General features: G+C 70.9%; 14 protein-coding genes and 3 pseudogenes. 11 read left to right on the top strand and 6 right to left on the bottom strand.

Translation table 11 applies throughout. From position 1 onward, the window contains the following. Positions 1–278: 278 nt before the first annotated feature. Entirely contained in the window at positions 279–1244 is a 966-nt protein-coding gene (locus tag ACFPZJ_RS29630) for a YihY/virulence factor BrkB family protein (RefSeq protein WP_381027878.1), read from the top strand. Between the two features lie 34 nt (positions 1245–1278). On the opposite strand, the gene ACFPZJ_RS29625 is transcribed toward ACFPZJ_RS29630, so the two are convergent. The 3 genes and pseudogenes from ACFPZJ_RS29625 to ACFPZJ_RS29615 form a co-directional block, all read right to left on the bottom strand. Continuing rightward, complete coding sequence (locus ACFPZJ_RS29625) at positions 1279–1704, bottom strand: DUF6003 family protein (RefSeq protein ID WP_381027875.1); 426 nt, start codon at positions 1702–1704, stop codon at positions 1279–1281. A gap of 150 nt (positions 1705–1854) precedes the next feature. Beyond that, positions 1855–2445, bottom strand: coding sequence for a TetR/AcrR family transcriptional regulator (locus ACFPZJ_RS29620; protein ID WP_381027872.1), 591 nt, complete (start codon positions 2443–2445; stop codon positions 1855–1857). Between the two features lie 149 nt (positions 2446–2594). Continuing rightward, a pseudogene (locus ACFPZJ_RS29615) lies at positions 2595–3122 on the bottom strand (hypothetical protein); the annotation flags it as partial. Between the two features lie 379 nt (positions 3123–3501). Between ACFPZJ_RS29615 and ACFPZJ_RS29610 the strand changes: the two are divergent. The 3 genes and pseudogenes from ACFPZJ_RS29610 to ACFPZJ_RS29600 all read left to right on the top strand — a co-directional run bounded on the left by ACFPZJ_RS29610 (position 3502) and on the right by ACFPZJ_RS29600 (position 5687). Further along, positions 3502–4062: a hypothetical protein gene (locus tag ACFPZJ_RS29610; RefSeq protein WP_381027870.1), complete on the top strand. Its 561-nt coding sequence runs from the start codon at positions 3502–3504 to the stop codon at positions 4060–4062. A 1-nt stretch (position 4063) separates the two neighbouring features. Further along, positions 4064–5495, top strand: a pseudogene (locus tag ACFPZJ_RS29605) (dihydrolipoyl dehydrogenase family protein). A gap of 69 nt (positions 5496–5564) precedes the next feature. After that, entirely contained in the window at positions 5565–5687 is a 123-nt protein-coding gene (locus tag ACFPZJ_RS29600) for a hypothetical protein (RefSeq protein WP_381027868.1), read from the top strand. Between the two features lie 552 nt (positions 5688–6239). Here the strand turns inward: ACFPZJ_RS29600 and ACFPZJ_RS29595 are convergent. Together ACFPZJ_RS29595 and ACFPZJ_RS29590 are read right to left on the bottom strand one after the other, a co-directional pair. Then, positions 6240–6614: a TraR/DksA family transcriptional regulator gene (locus tag ACFPZJ_RS29595; protein WP_381027865.1), complete on the bottom strand. Its 375-nt coding sequence runs from the start codon at positions 6612–6614 to the stop codon at positions 6240–6242. A 44-nt stretch (positions 6615–6658) separates the two neighbouring features. Continuing rightward, positions 6659–6970, bottom strand: coding sequence for a TraR/DksA C4-type zinc finger protein (locus tag ACFPZJ_RS29590; RefSeq protein WP_381027862.1), 312 nt, complete (start codon positions 6968–6970; stop codon positions 6659–6661). A 372-nt stretch (positions 6971–7342) separates the two neighbouring features. On the opposite strand from ACFPZJ_RS29590, the gene ACFPZJ_RS29585 reads away from it, so the two are divergent. The 4 genes and pseudogenes from ACFPZJ_RS29585 to secD all read left to right on the top strand — a co-directional run bounded on the left by ACFPZJ_RS29585 (position 7343) and on the right by secD (position 11836). Continuing rightward, on the top strand, positions 7343–8296 hold the full coding sequence (locus ACFPZJ_RS29585) for a HAMP domain-containing sensor histidine kinase (RefSeq protein ID WP_381027861.1): 954 nt from the start codon (positions 7343–7345) through the stop codon (positions 8294–8296). A gap of 2 nt (positions 8297–8298) precedes the next feature. Then, entirely contained in the window at positions 8299–8982 is a 684-nt protein-coding gene (locus ACFPZJ_RS29580) for a response regulator (protein ID WP_381027858.1), read from the top strand. 98 nt (positions 8983–9080) lie between these two features. Next, positions 9081–9491, top strand: coding sequence for a hypothetical protein (locus ACFPZJ_RS29575; RefSeq protein ID WP_381027855.1), 411 nt, complete (start codon positions 9081–9083; stop codon positions 9489–9491). A 90-nt stretch (positions 9492–9581) separates the two neighbouring features. Next, positions 9582–11836 (top strand): annotated as a pseudogene (secD, locus tag ACFPZJ_RS29570) (protein translocase subunit SecD). An 849-nt stretch (positions 11837–12685) separates the two neighbouring features. On the opposite strand, the gene ACFPZJ_RS29565 reads toward secD, so the two are convergent. After that, complete coding sequence (locus ACFPZJ_RS29565; protein ID WP_381027852.1) at positions 12686–13060, bottom strand: hypothetical protein; 375 nt, start codon at positions 13058–13060, stop codon at positions 12686–12688. Positions 13061–13459: 399 nt separating this feature from the next. On the opposite strand from ACFPZJ_RS29565, the gene ACFPZJ_RS29560 reads away from it, so the two are divergent. The 3 genes from ACFPZJ_RS29560 to ACFPZJ_RS29550 all read left to right on the top strand — a co-directional run bounded on the left by ACFPZJ_RS29560 (position 13460) and on the right by ACFPZJ_RS29550 (position 15148). After that, on the top strand, positions 13460–13669 hold the full coding sequence (locus ACFPZJ_RS29560; RefSeq protein ID WP_381027849.1) for a hypothetical protein: 210 nt from the start codon (positions 13460–13462) through the stop codon (positions 13667–13669). Further along, positions 13666–13860: a hypothetical protein gene (locus tag ACFPZJ_RS29555; protein ID WP_381027846.1), complete on the top strand. Its 195-nt coding sequence runs from the start codon at positions 13666–13668 to the stop codon at positions 13858–13860. Before ACFPZJ_RS29560 ends, ACFPZJ_RS29555 begins: the two co-directional genes overlap by 4 nt. Before the next feature lie 250 nt (positions 13861–14110). Beyond that, complete coding sequence (locus tag ACFPZJ_RS29550; protein WP_381027843.1) at positions 14111–15148, top strand: PP2C family protein-serine/threonine phosphatase; 1038 nt, start codon at positions 14111–14113, stop codon at positions 15146–15148. Positions 15149–15199 lie beyond the last annotated feature (51 nt).

The raw sequence follows: 15199 nt of genomic DNA, 5'->3' as shown, positions 1-15199 counted from the left end.
ACGTCCGGCAGGATCGCTGAGGCATGGGGACTGCGGATCACGCTCGACGAGCGATCAGCCGGTGCTGGCCGCCGACCCGGCGCAGCGGCCGGACGCGGCGACGGCTGTTGCCGAGGCGCCGGCCACACCCGAACTGCTTTGGCCTGCGGGGGGGCGAACGGAGGGGATCCAACCGCACGAGGGACGGACCGCGGCCGTGTGGGAAGGACGAGGTCGCACGGGAAGGCTCACGGGGCAACCGGACAGGGACCAGCCGTACGACAAGGAGCGTCCACGCCATGGGTACCGCCGTCCACGTACCACAGACCCGGGACATGATCGGGGACGAGCTCTCCGGAGACGAGGCGTTCACCGCCCTGCGCCACTACGGGGGGCTGCGGCTGCTGGCCGACTCCTTCGCACGGTTCCGTTACGCGGACGGCTTCACCAACGCGCGGGCCCTCGCCTTCCAGGTGGTGCTGGGGCTGGTGCCGTGCACCGTGGCGCTGGTCGGGCTGGCCACGTCGGTGCACACGGAGGGCGTGGGCCGGATCATCGAGCTCACGCTCGGCCGGATCGTGCCGGGTGCCAGCGCCGAGATCGTCGAGGACGCCTTCGAGGGGACGCGGCGCACCGCCCACGGCGATGTCTGGGGCACGCTCGCCCTGTGGCTCGGTCTGGGCTTCGCGCTGCTGAACCTCGCCTCGGCCATGGGCCAGATCGAGCGCGGCGCCAACCGCATCTACGGCATCGAGCGCGATCGTCCCTTTCCCAGCAAGTACGCGCGGGCGATCGTCCTCGCGCTCGCAGCCGGTCTGCCGCTGGTGCTGGGGTTCGTCGTCCTCGTGGCCGGTGAGGCCGTGGGCGACGCGGTGGCGGAGTCCGCCGGCGGGGAGGGCAGCGGGCCGCAGTGGTGGGGTGTGCTCGACCTCCCCGTGGGGCTCGCGCTGGCCTGGGTGGCCTCGGCTGTGATCTTCCGCTGGTCGCCCCGCCGGGTCCAGCCCGGCTACACCTGGCTGGCGTTCGGTTCGGCCGTGCACCTCGTGCTGTGGGTGTCGGCCACTTGGCTGCTCGCGCTGTACGTCGAGGAGAGCGGTGCCTTCGGCGCAGTGTACGGGCCGCTCACCGCCTTCATCGCCCTGCTGCTGTGGGCCAACCTCACCGCTGTCGCGCTCTTCCTCGGCATCGCGTTCGCCGCCCAGCTGGAAGCGGCCCGCGCCGGCATCGAATCCGCTGTCCAGCCGGACCCCGGACCGGGTGCGTGAGGCCGGACGACGGGTGAGGCGGCCCGCCCCGTCGTCAGCCGCCCGCCGCGGCAGTCACCGTCGCGGGATCGACCCCGGTCAGTTCGACGATGCGGTGCGGTGGCACGCCGGCGGCCAGCGCGCGTCCGATCAGGCCGTCCCGGCCTTCGGCGCAGTCACGGTAGGCGAGCAGCTCTTCCTCGACCCGGGCGAGCGACTCCGGTGCCATCCGGTGACGGACCCGGCTCAATTCGTCCTCGCTCAGCGGGACGGGCAGCCGTTCCGCGCCCTCGGGCACGGCCGCTGTCTCCTCCGGCGGCAGCAGGCGCAGGTGCGGGGAGGTCGGCGTGCTTCCGTGAGCGTCCAGCCACGCGCGTACCGCGGGAGTCTCCATGCAGGCGAGATCACCGACGGCGGCGGGGGCCACGCCGAGCGGCGCCGACGCGTCGTCAAGCAGGAACAGATAGGCGTCGTCGGTCATCCTGGGCTCCTCTCAACGGGGGTTGATCGACGTCCCCTTACCCCGCCGCGCCCGAATTACCGCCGTGGCCCGTCCGTCAAGTGCTTCCGAGCCCTCGCCACCCGTTTCGGCAAGCCGGCGGCTCGCTACCTCGTCGGCCTCCGCGTCGCCTCACTCGTCCTCTGGGCTTGCTTGCAGCATTCCTTCGACGCCGTTCAGGAAGGTTTCGGAGATCAGTTTCGGGTCGAAGAGGCAGCCGGCTGCCATGGCGCCGTCGCGGAGCATGACGAAGTGGCGGCCGGCGGCGTCGGCGGGTGCGAGGCCCGTTTGTGCCAGCAGGTCTGTGACGGTGTTCAGGAACCACTGCCGGTGGGCGAGGACGGCCTGGTGGATCGGGTGGGCGGGGTCGAAGTATTCGGCGGCCGCGTTGAGGAAGGCGCAGCCGCGGAATCCGGGGGACTGGATGCCGTCGGTGATGGTTCTGGCGACGGCGCGGAGCTGGTCGGGTGGCGACGGGCTGCTTGCCACCGCGGCGGCGACCTGTCCGCGGATGGCCTGGTCGGCTTGTTCCAGGTAGGCGAGGACGAGTTCTTCCTTGCCGGCGAAGTGGCGGTACAGCGTGGCCCGGGTCACTTGTGCTTCCGCGGTGATCCGGTCGATGCCGACGGAGTGGATCCCCTCGGTGTAAAAGATCCGGGTTGCCGTGTTGAGGAGCCGTGCTCGCGCCTCAGAGATGTTGCCGCCTGCTGTACTCCGACTCATGCTGACCAAGGCTACCAAATGGTAGAACGTTCGGTCTCGCTGTGACCAGGGCAGCCTCGTCCACCACCCAGCAGACCGAACGTTCTCGCTCGCGCCTGGTGATGCCTTCATGGCTCACGTGCTACCTGCCGGATGAAGAACTACAAGATCAGCCGGGCCCCGTTGAAGCCGGCCGCCAGGGCCAGCTCGATGTCCCGGACCAGGGCTTCGTCGGTCGGCGCGGTCATCAGCCCGTCCGGGTACCAGCCCCTGGTCCAGGACCAGACGCTGGAAGGCCGGCGGCCGTTGAGCAGGACGGCCTTTCCGCTCCTGAGACGGCACGCAGGCCCGCGTAGCTCTCCACGCTGCCGACGACCTGGCCGTTCGCATCGAGGAGTTCCAGCCGCAGGTCGTGCAGGTGCGGGTCGTGCGGGCTCCACTCGTGGCGCCGTCCGAGCGGAGGCCGGCAGGTACAGGCGCGGGGCCAGCTCCAGGTCGGCGCGTGCCTCGGCGCGTCGGTGTCGCCGATGCCGGACAGGGGACTCGGGCGGGAAGGGCACGAGGATCTCTTCGCGCAGCTCACGGCCGAGCAGGCCGCGTTCGAGCCCGCTGTCCCCTCGGTCGGTCTCGAACTGCCAGGCGCCGTCCAGGTTGAGCCAGTCGCGCCGCACGAACTGCGGTCGTGGAAGTCTCGGCAGGGACGGTGCCGCGCACGAGCTGGTGCATCTCGGGGTCGATGTCGTGCAGCAGCGAGTGCCCCCCGGGATCGCGCTTCGGACGGCCGGCTTTCGGATGCGCTGCTCGTCATGCAGCAATCCCCCGGGGTGAGGTAGAACGTTCAGTCTTGACAGGTGAGCGCGCCGCTGACACAGTTAAGGGACAGAACGTTCAGTCTCGCGAAACGGCGCCCAGTGGCTCGTTGCAATCGGCAGTGACCGGGGTGCCACCGTCCTGGCGCCCGCAGGACCGGGAGGTCGCGCCGGTCCGGGGGATGTGCGGCAGGCCTGATCGAGAGAGCCGACTACCAGCAAGCCCTGAACTTCTTCCTCCTTCCTATTGCCCACCGAAAGGATCACCGTGAGCACTCTTGCTGCTCCGTCCGACATCGCCGGGACTGCCTCTGCTCTGCGGCGGCTGTACTTTGTCCGGTTCGCCTTTGCCATCGTCTGGGCCGGCGTGATGTTCACCATGGCCTCGAAGCTCAGCCCCGTCGCCGTCGTGCTGCTGGTGCTGTATCCGCTGTTCGACGTGGGTGCGGCCGTCGTCGACGCGAACGCGTCGCGCAGCACTCGATCGCCGGTGCTGCTGTACGTGAACATGGCGGTCAGCCTCGTCGCGGCCGTCAGCGTGGGGATCGCCGGTGCGTCCGGCATTCCGGCGGTGCTGCGCGTGTGGGGGGCCTGGGCGATCGTGGCGGGTCTGGTCCAGCTGATCGTGGCCATCCCCCGTCGCACGATGGGGGGCCAGTGGCCGATGATTCTCAGCGGCGGTATCTCGGTGCTGGCCGGAGGAGCGTTCGTCGCGTCGGCCGGCGCGGACGAGCCCACGCTCGCCGGTGCGATCGGCTACGCCATCCCGGGCGCCGTCTTCTTCCTCGTCTCGGCCCTGCGCCTGGGCCGCGCCGCGAAGGGTCGCTGACATGAGGACCGGCACTTATGACGTCATCGTGATCGGCGCGGGGCCGGTCGGGGAGAACGTCGCTGACCGGGTGGTGCAGGGCGGGCTGAGTGCCGCCGTCGTGGAGCGGGAGTTGGTCGGTGGTGAGTGCTCCTACTGGGCCTGCATGCCGACCAAGGCACTGCTGCGCAGCGCTGCCGCGCTGCGCGCTGCCCGGCAGTTGCCGGGAGCTCGTGAGGCGGTCACCCGCGATCTGGACGCTGCCGCCGTCGTCGCGCGCCGTGATTCGTTCTCCTCGCACTGGCAGGACGACGGGCAGGTGGCTTGGCTCAAGTCGGCTGGGATCGCGCTGTACCGGGGCCAGGGGCGGATCAGTTCCGACCGGGTCGTCGAGGTGACCGGCGAGGATGGCTCCGCGACGTCGCTGACCGCTCGGCATGCGGTCGTGGTCGCGACTGGCAGCGCCGCGCTGCTGCCGGACATCCCCGGTCTGCGTGAGGCGGAGCCGTGGAGCAGCCGGGAGGCGGCCGCCGCGAGTGCGGTTCCCGGCCGGCTCGCCGTCATAGGCGGCGGCGTGGTGGCGTCGGAGATGGCGACGGCGTACCGCACTGGGGTCCTCGGTGACGATGGTGGCCCGTGACGGTGTCCTACCGTTCGCGGAGCCGTTCGCCGGTGAACGGGTCACCGAGTCGCTGCAGAAGGCCGGTGTCTCGGTGCTGCTCGGTGCGGAGGCGGGGGCCGTCAAGCGGGACGGCGACGGCACCGTGCGCCTCACGCTCACCACCGGCGAGCGGATCGAGGCCGACGAACTTCTCGTCGCCATCGGTCGGACGCCGAACACCCAGGACATCGGCCTGGGCGCCGTCGGCCTGACGCCGGGTACGTGGCTCACGGTGGACGACACGCTGCGGGTGGTCGGGCACGACGGGGAGGGGCCGGCTGACGGGTGGCTGTACGCAGCAGGTGACGTCAACCGGCGCGTGCTGCTGACGCATCAGGGCAAGTACCAGGCCCGCGCCGTGGGCGATGTCATCGTTGCGCGTGCCAAGGGCGAAGCGGTCGACGACAGCCGGTGGGGCCGGCATGTGGCCACGGCTGACGAGCGGGCGGTGCCGCAGGTGGTGTTCACCGAACCGGAGATCGCGTCGGTGGGGCTGACCGCGGCCGAGGCCGCCGGGATGCGGATCCGTGTCGTCGACCACGACTTGGGTGCCGTGGCGGGATCGGCCCTTCACGCCGACGGATACCAGGGGCACGCCCGCATGGTCGTCGACGAGGACCGCAAGGTGATCGTCGGCTTCACACTCGTCGGGCCCGATGTCGCGGAACTGCTGCACGCCGCGACCATCGCGGTCGTCGGCGAGGTTCCCCTCGACCGGCTGTGGCACGCGGTTCCGGCGTTCCCCACCGTCAGCGAGGTGTGGCTGCGGCTGCTGGAAGCGTACGGCCTCTGATCGCCCGCCCGATGTCTCGTCCCGACGCGACCACGAGGGGACGAGAGGGCGCGGCACTTTCAGCATGGCATGGACCGCGAGTTCGTCGTCCTGCCCGGCCAGTACCACGGCTACGACGTCGAACACCACAGCTGCTTCTGGCGCAAGGTGGCCGCGTTCCCTGCCGCCAACCTGGCAGGGCCTGTGACCTGACCGGGCCACGGACGAGCTCGTCCCTCCTGCGTCTCGGCCGCCGCCCTGCCCTCGGCCCATGGATCTAAAGCTCCCGCAACTCACTGACGGGCTGGGCAGCTGCCTGGCCCGCTCGGTTGCCCATGACGACCGTAGGCGGCTCGCGTTGTGGGGCTGTGCCGCTGCCGGATGCACCGACGCCGGCCGCGCACCTGTACGCCTTGATCGAGGACGACGCACGCGTCCCTGATCGGGTCAGTCGGCTGATCGGCTTCCTCGCCGCCCGGCTCCTGCCGACTGAATCAGCGTCACGGACTGCGGGGTCCTCCGGCTCGAAGTGCCCTTCTCCTTGCCGGCACGCCTCTGGAGGCTGCGTCATGGGCGGTCGAGCTTCTGGCGAACGGCTTGCGTCGCACCCGTTCACATCGATGTACATTCCGCTTTGGCCTGCCGCGCATCTCCCCACGATCTGGCAGCGCCTGTTCAACCGGGACGGCACCGTCGCCGCGGGCAGCCGGCGCCCTCGTCCCGGTCCGTGACCGCAAGCTGGGTTGCGCGGATGATGTGGGCCCCTCACGGGGTTGCCTCCCTGACCAGTTGGCAGCGGGCGCAGTAGCGGGCCTGCGGCACGATCATCAGCCGCTCCCGGTCGATGGGACGCCTGCACAGGTGGCAGGTGCCGTATGAGCCCTCGCTCATGCGGGTGAGGGCTGCTTCGACGTCGGTGAGGACCATGCGGGCGGAGGCGGCGAGCTTGACGCGGACCTCGACCTGTGCCGCGGCCTTCCGCTGTTGCCGATCCTCGGCGCGGGAGGTGACCGGTCCGGTGAGCTGGCGCAGTTGCTCCTGGCGGAACACGCGCTGCTCGTGCAGGTTCTCGCGCAGCACGGCAAGGTCCTCGGCGGACAGGCGGGTCGTGCTCTCGCCGATGGTCTGGTGGTTCACCACGTCACCCCTTTGAGGCAGGGCGTAGCAGCTGGTACGGGCGGCAGTCAGGCGGTTCGGCGCTGACAGGCGACGCAATAGCGGGTGTAGGGCAGGATCTCCAGCCGTTCGGCGGGGACCGGCTTGGCGCAGCCCACACAGGATCCGTAGGTGCCGTCCGCGATGCGGGCGAAGGCTTCCTCGATCTCTTTGAGGACCCGTTCCATCGCGGCCTTCTGCATGGACAGCAGGTGATCGTCCGAGCCGTGCCCGGTCTCGTTGAGGGCCTGCAGCTGCGCCAGCCGGGAGGTGCGGGCGTGTTCCAGGCGCTGACGAGCCTCGTGCAGGTGGGGCGCGGCCCGGGTGGCATCGAGCGACATGATCGATCCCTTTCTCGACGGTAGACGGCAGGTGCGCCATCGCGCGGGTCCGTAGCGGGCGGTGGACGGCCCGGCGGCGCTGCCGGGCCGTCCACCGGTGACCGGGTGGTCGTGTGGCTTCCACCCTGGCCGGGCCGACGACGGATACCTATCGGGCGCGGACCCCATTCACGCCGGGGCAAGGGACCCATGCCGCGCCATGGGTAGTGCGCACCCCGCGAAATGGGCGCCGACGCCCATCGACGGGGCACTCGGGACCAGGCAGGCTGGCCACGGGCTCACTCACACACTCCGGGTCGCGGACCCGGTGGGGCTGCGTGGTGCCCGACAGTGGAGGTGAAACAAGGTTGTAGAAGGAAAGGCGTAAGGCCGGTGTCCCTGTTCTGGCGGATCTTCGCCCTCAACGCCGTGGTGCTGGGTACGGCCACGGCCCTGCTGCTGTGGGCTCCGGTGACCGTCTCGGTGCCGGTGCTGCTCACCGAGGCGATCATCCTGGTGGGTGGCCTGGTCGTCATGCTGGTCGCCAACGCCGCGCTGCTGCGGCTCGGCCTGGCCCCGCTGGACCGGCTCACGAAGTTGATGACCACCGTGGACCTGCTGCGCCCCGGGCAGCGCCTGCCCGCTTCCGGCGGTCGCGAGGTCGCCGAGGTGATCCGCACGTTCAACGCCATGCTGGACCGGCTGGAACAGGAGAGGGCCACCAGCAGCGCCCGGGCCCTGCTGGCCCAGGAGGCCGAACGCCGCCGCGTCGCACAAGAGCTGCACGACGAGGTCGGTCAGAGCATGACCGCGATCCTGCTGGGACTCAAGCGAGCCTCGGACGACGCACCGGCCGCGCTGCGCCGGCAACTGCACGAGGTGCAGGAGATCACGCGGGAGAGCCTGGACGAGGTCCGCCGCCTGGTGCGCCGGCTGCGGCCCGGCGTACTGGACGACCTCGGTCTGGTCAGCGCGCTCACCTCGCTCACCGAGGACTTCGCCACCCACACCGGCCTGCAGGTGGCCCGCCGCTTCGAAGCCGACCTGCCCGCCCTGGAGCCGGAGACGGAACTGGTCCTCTACCGCGTCGCCCAGGAGTCGCTGACCAACGTCGCCCGCCACGCGGACGCCGAACGGGTCACCGTCGCCCTGCGTCACACCGATGACGGCATGGTGCTGACGGTCACCGACGACGGCTGCGGCATCAAGGCCCCCCGCGAAGGCGCCGGCATCCGCGGCATGCGCGAGCGGGCCCTGCTCATCGGCGGCAGCCTCGACATCACCCCGGCATCCCACACCGGCACCCGGGTCCAGCTCACCGCGCCCGCCTCCAGGAAGCAGCCCTGACCATGCCCGAGACGACCACGACCGCCATGACGGACACGCGCACCACTCGCATCCTGCTCGCCGACGACCACGCGCTGGTACGCCGCGGCGTGCGGCTCATCCTCGACCAGGAACCGGACCTCCACGTGGTCGCCGAGGCCGGGGACGGCGCCGAGGCCATCGAGCTGGCCCGCACCCACGATGTCGACCTGGCCGTGCTCGACATCGCCATGCCTCGCCTGACCGGCCTCCAGGCGGCCCGCGAACTGGCCACTCTCAAGCCGAAGTTGCGGATCCTCATGCTGACGATGCACGACAACGAGCAGTACTTCTTCCAGGCACTGAAGGCCGGGGCGAGCGGGTACGTGCTGAAGTCCGTCGCCGACCGGGACCTGGTCGCCGCATGCCGGGCCGCGATGCGGGACGAGCCCTTCCTGTATCCCGGCGCGGTCACCGCTTTGATCCGCAACTACCTCGACCGGGCCCGCCACGGCGAGGAAACCCCCGACCAGATCCTCACCCCGCGTGAGGAAGAGGTCCTCAAGCTGGTGGCCGAGGGCCACTCGTCCAAGGAGATCGCCGACCTGCTGTTCATCAGCATCAAGACCGTCCAGCGGCACCGCGCCAACCTGCTGCAGAAACTCGGCCTGCGGGACCGCCTGGAACTCACCCGCTACGCGATCCGCGCCGGCCTGGTCGAACCCTGACCTCTCGGTCCGACGACCGCCCGGTGTCCGACTGCCACTCCCCAGTCGGAACACCGGGCCCCGGTCCGCACCGCACACCACGAGGAAGGGGACGGTGCATGCACCCCACCGTGGGCACCGCCCCCGGCGGCATCGGCGCCCGGCCCTTCGCCGTCGCGGTGCTGGCGGCCGTCGTGCTGGTGCTGCTGGCCGGGCTCGGCCTCACCGGCCCCGGTACGACGGGCGAGGCGGTGGTCGGCGCAGCGGCAGCAGCCGGCCACCACGGGGACGCCCCGCCGCGCACCGACGACGCGTGCGACACCGCCTGCTCGCTCCGGACGGCAACCCGCCAGGAGCCGCACAGCGAGCACCCTGCCCCGCGCGGCCACCTGGCCACCTGCGGCCACGGCACGGTCATCGCCCCACCCGGCCTGGCGCGGCCTTCGGCGCGGACCGGGCACCTGCCTTCCTCCGGCACTCACGCAGTGCATGACCGGGGGCGGGCACCACCGGTGTTCTCCGGCACCTGAAATTCCGTTTCTTTCCGTTCACACCACCACCTCGCCGCGCCGCGGTCTCTCGCCGCCGTGGCCGTGGTGCGCCTGCCGGAGGCCCTCCCGTTGAACCGTTCCCTGCGTCTGAGGGCATTGCTCGCCCTCGCCGTGATCGCCGTATCGCTGTACGTCGCCGTGACCGTGCCGGTCCGCCTCGGACTCGACCTCCGAGGGGGTACGCAGATCGTGCTGCAGACGCGCTCCACTCCCACCACCGACGCCGACAGGGAGGCCACCGACCGCACCCTGGAGGTGCTGCGCGGCCGTATCGACGCGCTCGGCGTGGCCGAAACCACCCTCGTCCGCTCCGGCGACCGCCGGATCGTCGTCGAACTGCCCGGTGTGCAGGACCCGAAGAAGGCGGCCGACGTCCTGGGCCGCACCGCGCAGCTCACCTTCCACCCGGTGCTCGGCACCGCCCAAGACAGCGCCGGTGCCCCCTCCCGCCCCTTGCCGAAGCGGCCCCGGCCACACGTCCTGCCCGACGAGTCCGGCACGCCGCTGCGTCTCGGGGCCGCCGCCCTGACCGGCGAGCACGTCAAGGAGGCCGCCGCCCGGTTCGACCAGCAGGGCGGCGCCGGATGGCACGTGACCGTGGACTTCGAGGGCGGCGGCCGTGACGGCTGGGCCCGGCTGACCGGCGAGGCCGCCTGCCACCCGGCAGGCGACCCGGCACGGCGGATCGCCATCGTCCTCGACAACAAGATCATCTCGTCCCCGCAGGTGGACCCCTCCGTCACCTGCCGGACCGGCATCCGCGACGGCGCCACACAGATCACGGGCTCCTTCGGCCCCGAGGACGCCCGCGAGCTCTCCCTGCTCATCAACGGCGGCGCCCTGCCCGTGCCCGTCGAGACCGTCGAACAGCGCACCGTCGGCCCGACCCTGGGCGCGCAGGCCATCACCGCAAGCGCCTGGGCCGCGGCCATCGGCACCGCGCTGACCTCACTGTTCATCATCGTCGTCTACCGGCTGATGGGCGTGCTGGCCGCTACCGCCCTGGCCTGCTACGGCCTCGTCTCCTACGCCGCCCTGGCCGCACTCGGCGCCACCTTGACCCTGCCGGGCCTGGCCGGCCTCGTCCTGGCGATCGGCATGGCCGTGGACGCCAACGTGCTGGTCTTCGAACGGGCCCGTGAGGAGTACGCGGCCCGCCGCCCCAGTACCCGCTCGGCGCTGGCGGCCGGGTTCCGCAACGCCTTCAGCGCGATCGCCGACTCCAACATCACCACACTGATCGCGGCCGCCCTGCTGTTCTTCCTCGCCTCCGGGCCCGTACGGGGCTTCGGCGTCACCCTCGGCATCGGCGTGCTCGCCTCCATGTTCAGCGCCCTGGTGATCACCCGCGTGCTCGCCGAGTCCGCCGTCGGCCGCCCCCGCCTACGCCGCCGCCCCCGCCTCACGGGCATCGCCACCACGGGCCTGGTCCGTGACCGCCTCACCCGCCGCGACCCCCAGCTCATGCGCCACCCGCGCCGCTGGCTGGCCACGTCCGCCGCCGTGCTGGTCCTCGCCGGCTCGGGGATCGCGCTGCGCGGCGTCGACCTCGGTGTGGAGTTCACCGGAGGCCGCCTCATCGAGTACGCCACCACCAGCGCCGTCGACCCCGACCGGGTCCGCACCGCGCTCGCCGACGCCGGCTTCCCCCGCGCCGTCGTGCAGTCCTCCGGGGACACCGGCCTGACGGTGCGCACCGATCCGCTCACCAACACCCAGGAGACCGAGATCACCGAGACCGTGCGCGACCTCGCAGGCCGGGCGGACAAGGTCCGCGACGAACTGATCGGCCCGAGCCTCGGTGAGGAACTGCGCCGCGGTGCTCTGATCGCGCTCGCCGTGGCCCTCGGCGCACAGCTCGTCTACCTCGCGGCGCGGTTCCGCTGGCTGTTCGGCACCGCCGCGGTCACAGCCCTCGCCCACGACGTGGTGATCCTCGTCGGCGTCTTCGCCTGGCTCGGCAAGCCTGTCGACGGAGTGTTCCTGGCGGCCCTGCTGACCGTCATCGGCTACTCGGTCAACGACTCCGTGGTCCTGTTCGACCGCGTCAGGGAACTGGCCCGCAAGAACCCCGAAGCAGCGCTCTCCGGCATCGTGAACCAGGCGATCGTGCAGACTCTGCCCCGCACGTGAACACCGGCATGGGCGCCGCCTTCATCCTCATCGCCCTCGCCGTGCTCGGCGGATCCTCCCTCACCGACTTCGCCCTGGCCTTGCTCATCGGCCTCGCCATCGGCACGTACTCTTCCGTCTTCACCGCCGCACCGGTCGCGATCCGGCTCCACCACCGCACCCGTACCCGGAAGCCACCCCGCCGCACCTGACGGGCCATCTGAAGCTGACCCTCCTTGGGGACTGCACGACGGTGCGGCGCCCGCTGGTCTCCGTGCAGCCAGGAGTCAGCTGCCTGATGCTCGGGACGAGACGCAGACACGCAACACCCGCCTGCCCTCGGAAGCAGCGAGATAGGGTTGAGCACGTGGAAAACACGCGTTCGGCAGGGCCGACAGGCTTCAGGTAGCCCGCCAGGGGATACCTGGCGGTTGCGGCGAACGGAGTTTCGTGACACGCACGGCCCACCATCTTCCCGCTCCATACGGCCACAGAGCACGCGGCTGCTCGTCAAGAAGCCCCTGGCGTTCCCTGGTTCTGCACGACCTCAGGTACAGCGCGCACACCTTCACCGAGGCGAGACGGGAGTCCAGAAGGCCCCGACCTCGCAGGGTCCGCCGCACGGTGAATGTCCACTCCTTCGCCCGGTACCAGCGGGACCGCTCCGTCGCCCAGTGGTCCGCAGTGGAGGAACGCCGGGCGCGACAGCGGCTACGGACCCAAGTAGGCACGCTCCTGAGGCTGGTGAATTCCATCGCCGACGAACTCACAGTCGATACCGCGGACACGGTGGATGTACCGCCGGCACGTCATCGGCGCGGCTCACTCTGGCTCGCGTAGCCGCCACCGGAGAACCGCCCCACCCGGAACCGTGGGTGAGGGCTCGTTCCAGACGGTGGTCGACGCGGGGCCGTTCGAGGGTGGCGGTGAGGCTGCGTGTCGCTCGGGAGGTCCAGAGCTTGCCGACCGGGCAGGGAGCAACCTGCGCTCCTCCGCGCAGCCGGCCCGAAGACGAGGCCGTGGAGCGGCCTCCGATCAGCGCCGTCCAGCAACGACCGGCGTCACGTCAGCAGCATGCGCGTCCATGCCACGGCCAGGAACGCGCAGGCGAGCGTGAACAGTGCCTGCACGACGGCGGTGACCGGCATCCTCAGGCGGGCGTGCACGACGGCGCCGGTCGCCGCCACGGCCGGGACGCCCCAGACGACGAGCCACGTCAGGAAGGGAACATCGCGGGAGTGCGTGGTCGCGGAGGGGTGCGGCGACTGTGTGCTGCCCATGCCGACCACGACGAGCAGCATCGCGGCGGCGACGACGATGACCGCGTCAGCGATCAGCAGCAGCAGGGCGACCATGATGTCGGTCAGCCAGGAGGGGCGTTCGCGGGCCTGGGCAGGCGACGGGGTGTCCTGGTCGTCCGGGAGCGGTGAGGCCATGAGCCGACTGCACCACGGAATGGCGTGTTCGGCACCGGCGCGGCAACGGACAGAGGCCCGACTGTGACCACCGGTGCCCGCCACCACCGGGGCAGCTGTGACTCACGACTCCCTCCGACGCACACCACGCGCCGACCCGCGAGGGGAGGCGACCGCCGAGCGGGTCCGGCACCTGGTTCTTCGACGGTGGCCGTGGGCGATACCTCCGTGTCGGCGGCCCGACCGCCTTCCACGATCCCGTCGTGGCCCGCAACGGGCCCGACCTGGCCGCCGAATTATCGTTTCACTTCCGGCAAGCGGGTCGCGTTCCAGCTATTGACCGGCAATGGGGCGGAACTCTAGCCTCCGGCCATTCCGTCTGAAACCACCGAGGCCTGGGACCCGGCGCTGAAGTCCAACATGACCTTCTCCCACGCCTGGGCCTCCGCACCGGCCAACGCCGTCTCCCGGCACCTGCTGGGCGTGCGGATCACCAAGGCGGGCGCGGAGGAGTTCCTGATCCGGCCCCGGATCGGTGACCTCACCCAGGTGAACGGCACCGTGCCCTCGGTACGCGGCCCGGTTCGGTCTCCGTGCGCCGCTCCGGCACCGCTCACTCGGCACGCGTGACCGTGCCGCCGAACGCCCGAGCCGTACTGGAGATCGAGATCGGGGACGCCGACCCCTCGCGGTACCGCGTCACGGCCACGGCACCGGGCGGCCGCGGACAGGTGGACGTACGGCCGTTCACCGACCTCACGGGAACGGTGCTGCGCATCGGCCCGGTCGGCTCCGGCACGACCGAGGTCACGTCCTCCTGACCCCGGCCTCGGCCCCCGGACCGCGCGCTCCGGGCACCGAGGGCGAGGGCGGCGTGACCGGGGAGAGCTGTGGCAGCAAGCGGGTGATCAGGTACGGCTCCACCGGGCACTGCACGAGACGAGTGCCTGCGCTGTTGCGGATCGTCACCCACTTGATCCAGATATGATCTATTTTGTGATCAGATCAAGGCCACTCCGGCGCCGCCACCGTCCCTACGGTGGCCAGCGGCAGGCCGTACTGCTGTCACCGATGATCGTCACCGTCCTCATCGCCGGCCTGGCGTTCTCCACTCCGAGGGAGATCGCCTTCAGCCGCCTCCTGCCCGCGGCGCCCGCCCTCGCGGCCGCGTTGTGGCCCGTGCTCCCGACGGCCCTGCTGGGGGCGCTCTGCCTACTGATCATGATCGGCCTCAGCTTCGTCTACTCCGATCTGGGGACGCCGTACACAGCTGCCGCAATCGCCGCGGTCACCCTCGCGGCCGCATACGCGAGTCATCTCCGACTCCAGCGAGAGGAGACGCTCTTCCAGGTCCGGCTCGTCGCCGACGCGGCCCAGAAGGTGCTGCTGCGTCCGCTGCCGCACCGCATCCAGGACGTCGAGATCGAGTCGTTGTACCTGGCGGCCCAAGAGCAGGCCCGCATCGGAGGCGACTTCTACGAGGCGGCCGACACCCGGTACGGAGTACGGCTCCTCATCGGCGACGTGCGGGGCAAGGGCCTGTCGGCGGTGGGGGCGGCCGCAGCGGTGATCAACTGCTTCAGGGAGAACGCGTACGACCAGCCCGACCTGAGGGGCATCATCCAGCGCCTGCAGATCACCATCGCCCGCTACAGCGCCGCGATCCCCGCCGACGATCAGCCGGAGCACTTCGCCACCGCTCTGATCGCCGAGATCCCGTACGGCAGCAGGCGCGTCAAAATTCTCAACTGCGGGCATCCGCCCCCGGTGTTCGTGCGGAGCGGGGAGGTCCACGTTCTTGAGCCCACCGTCCCCTCGACACCTCTCAATCTGGCGGCGCTTCTCGGAGACCACTACCACGTGGACATCGCCGCCTTCGGCCCCGGCGATCAGATGCTGCTCTACACCGACGGCGTGACGGAGACCCGGGACCGCACCGGCGCGTTCTTCCCGCTGCCGGACTGGATGCGGCAGCACGGCGTGGCAGCGCCCGACGAACTGCTGGACCGGCTTCACGGGGACTTGCTCCATTACGGCGGCGGACGGCTCGACGACGACATCGCGGCCCTCGCCGTGCGCTGCCGAAACCCCTCCGCCCAGGAGCAGTAGGGTCCGTTCGCGGTTCGGATCGCACCACGGCATCGCGGGACTGCCTCCCAG

The sequence above is a fragment of the Streptomyces bullii genome (genome assembly GCF_042657145.1).
GTDB classification, from domain to species: Bacteria; Actinomycetota; Actinomycetes; order Streptomycetales; family Streptomycetaceae; genus Streptomyces; species Streptomyces bullii.
This window is presented reverse-complemented; position numbering and strand designations above follow the sequence as displayed.

Coding starts and splice junctions, on each gene's coding strand:
- ACFPZJ_RS29630 (WP_381027878.1), top strand. CDS start 279: ATGGGTACCGCCGTCCACGTACCACAGACCCGGGACATGATCGGGGAC.
- ACFPZJ_RS29625 (WP_381027875.1), bottom strand. CDS start 1,704: ATGACCGACGACGCCTATCTGTTCCTGCTTGACGACGCGTCGGCGCCG.
- ACFPZJ_RS29620 (WP_381027872.1), bottom strand. CDS start 2,445: ATGAGTCGGAGTACAGCAGGCGGCAACATCTCTGAGGCGCGAGCACGG.
- ACFPZJ_RS29600 (WP_381027868.1), top strand. CDS start 5,565: ATGGACCGCGAGTTCGTCGTCCTGCCCGGCCAGTACCACGGCTACGAC.
- ACFPZJ_RS29590 (WP_381027862.1), bottom strand. CDS start 6,970: ATGTCGCTCGATGCCACCCGGGCCGCGCCCCACCTGCACGAGGCTCGT.
- ACFPZJ_RS29580 (WP_381027858.1), top strand. CDS start 8,299: ATGCCCGAGACGACCACGACCGCCATGACGGACACGCGCACCACTCGC.
- ACFPZJ_RS29575 (WP_381027855.1), top strand. CDS start 9,081: ATGCACCCCACCGTGGGCACCGCCCCCGGCGGCATCGGCGCCCGGCCC.
- ACFPZJ_RS29565 (WP_381027852.1), bottom strand. CDS start 13,060: ATGGCCTCACCGCTCCCGGACGACCAGGACACCCCGTCGCCTGCCCAG.
- ACFPZJ_RS29560 (WP_381027849.1), top strand. CDS start 13,460: ATGACCTTCTCCCACGCCTGGGCCTCCGCACCGGCCAACGCCGTCTCC.
- ACFPZJ_RS29550 (WP_381027843.1), top strand. CDS start 14,111: ATGATCGTCACCGTCCTCATCGCCGGCCTGGCGTTCTCCACTCCGAGG.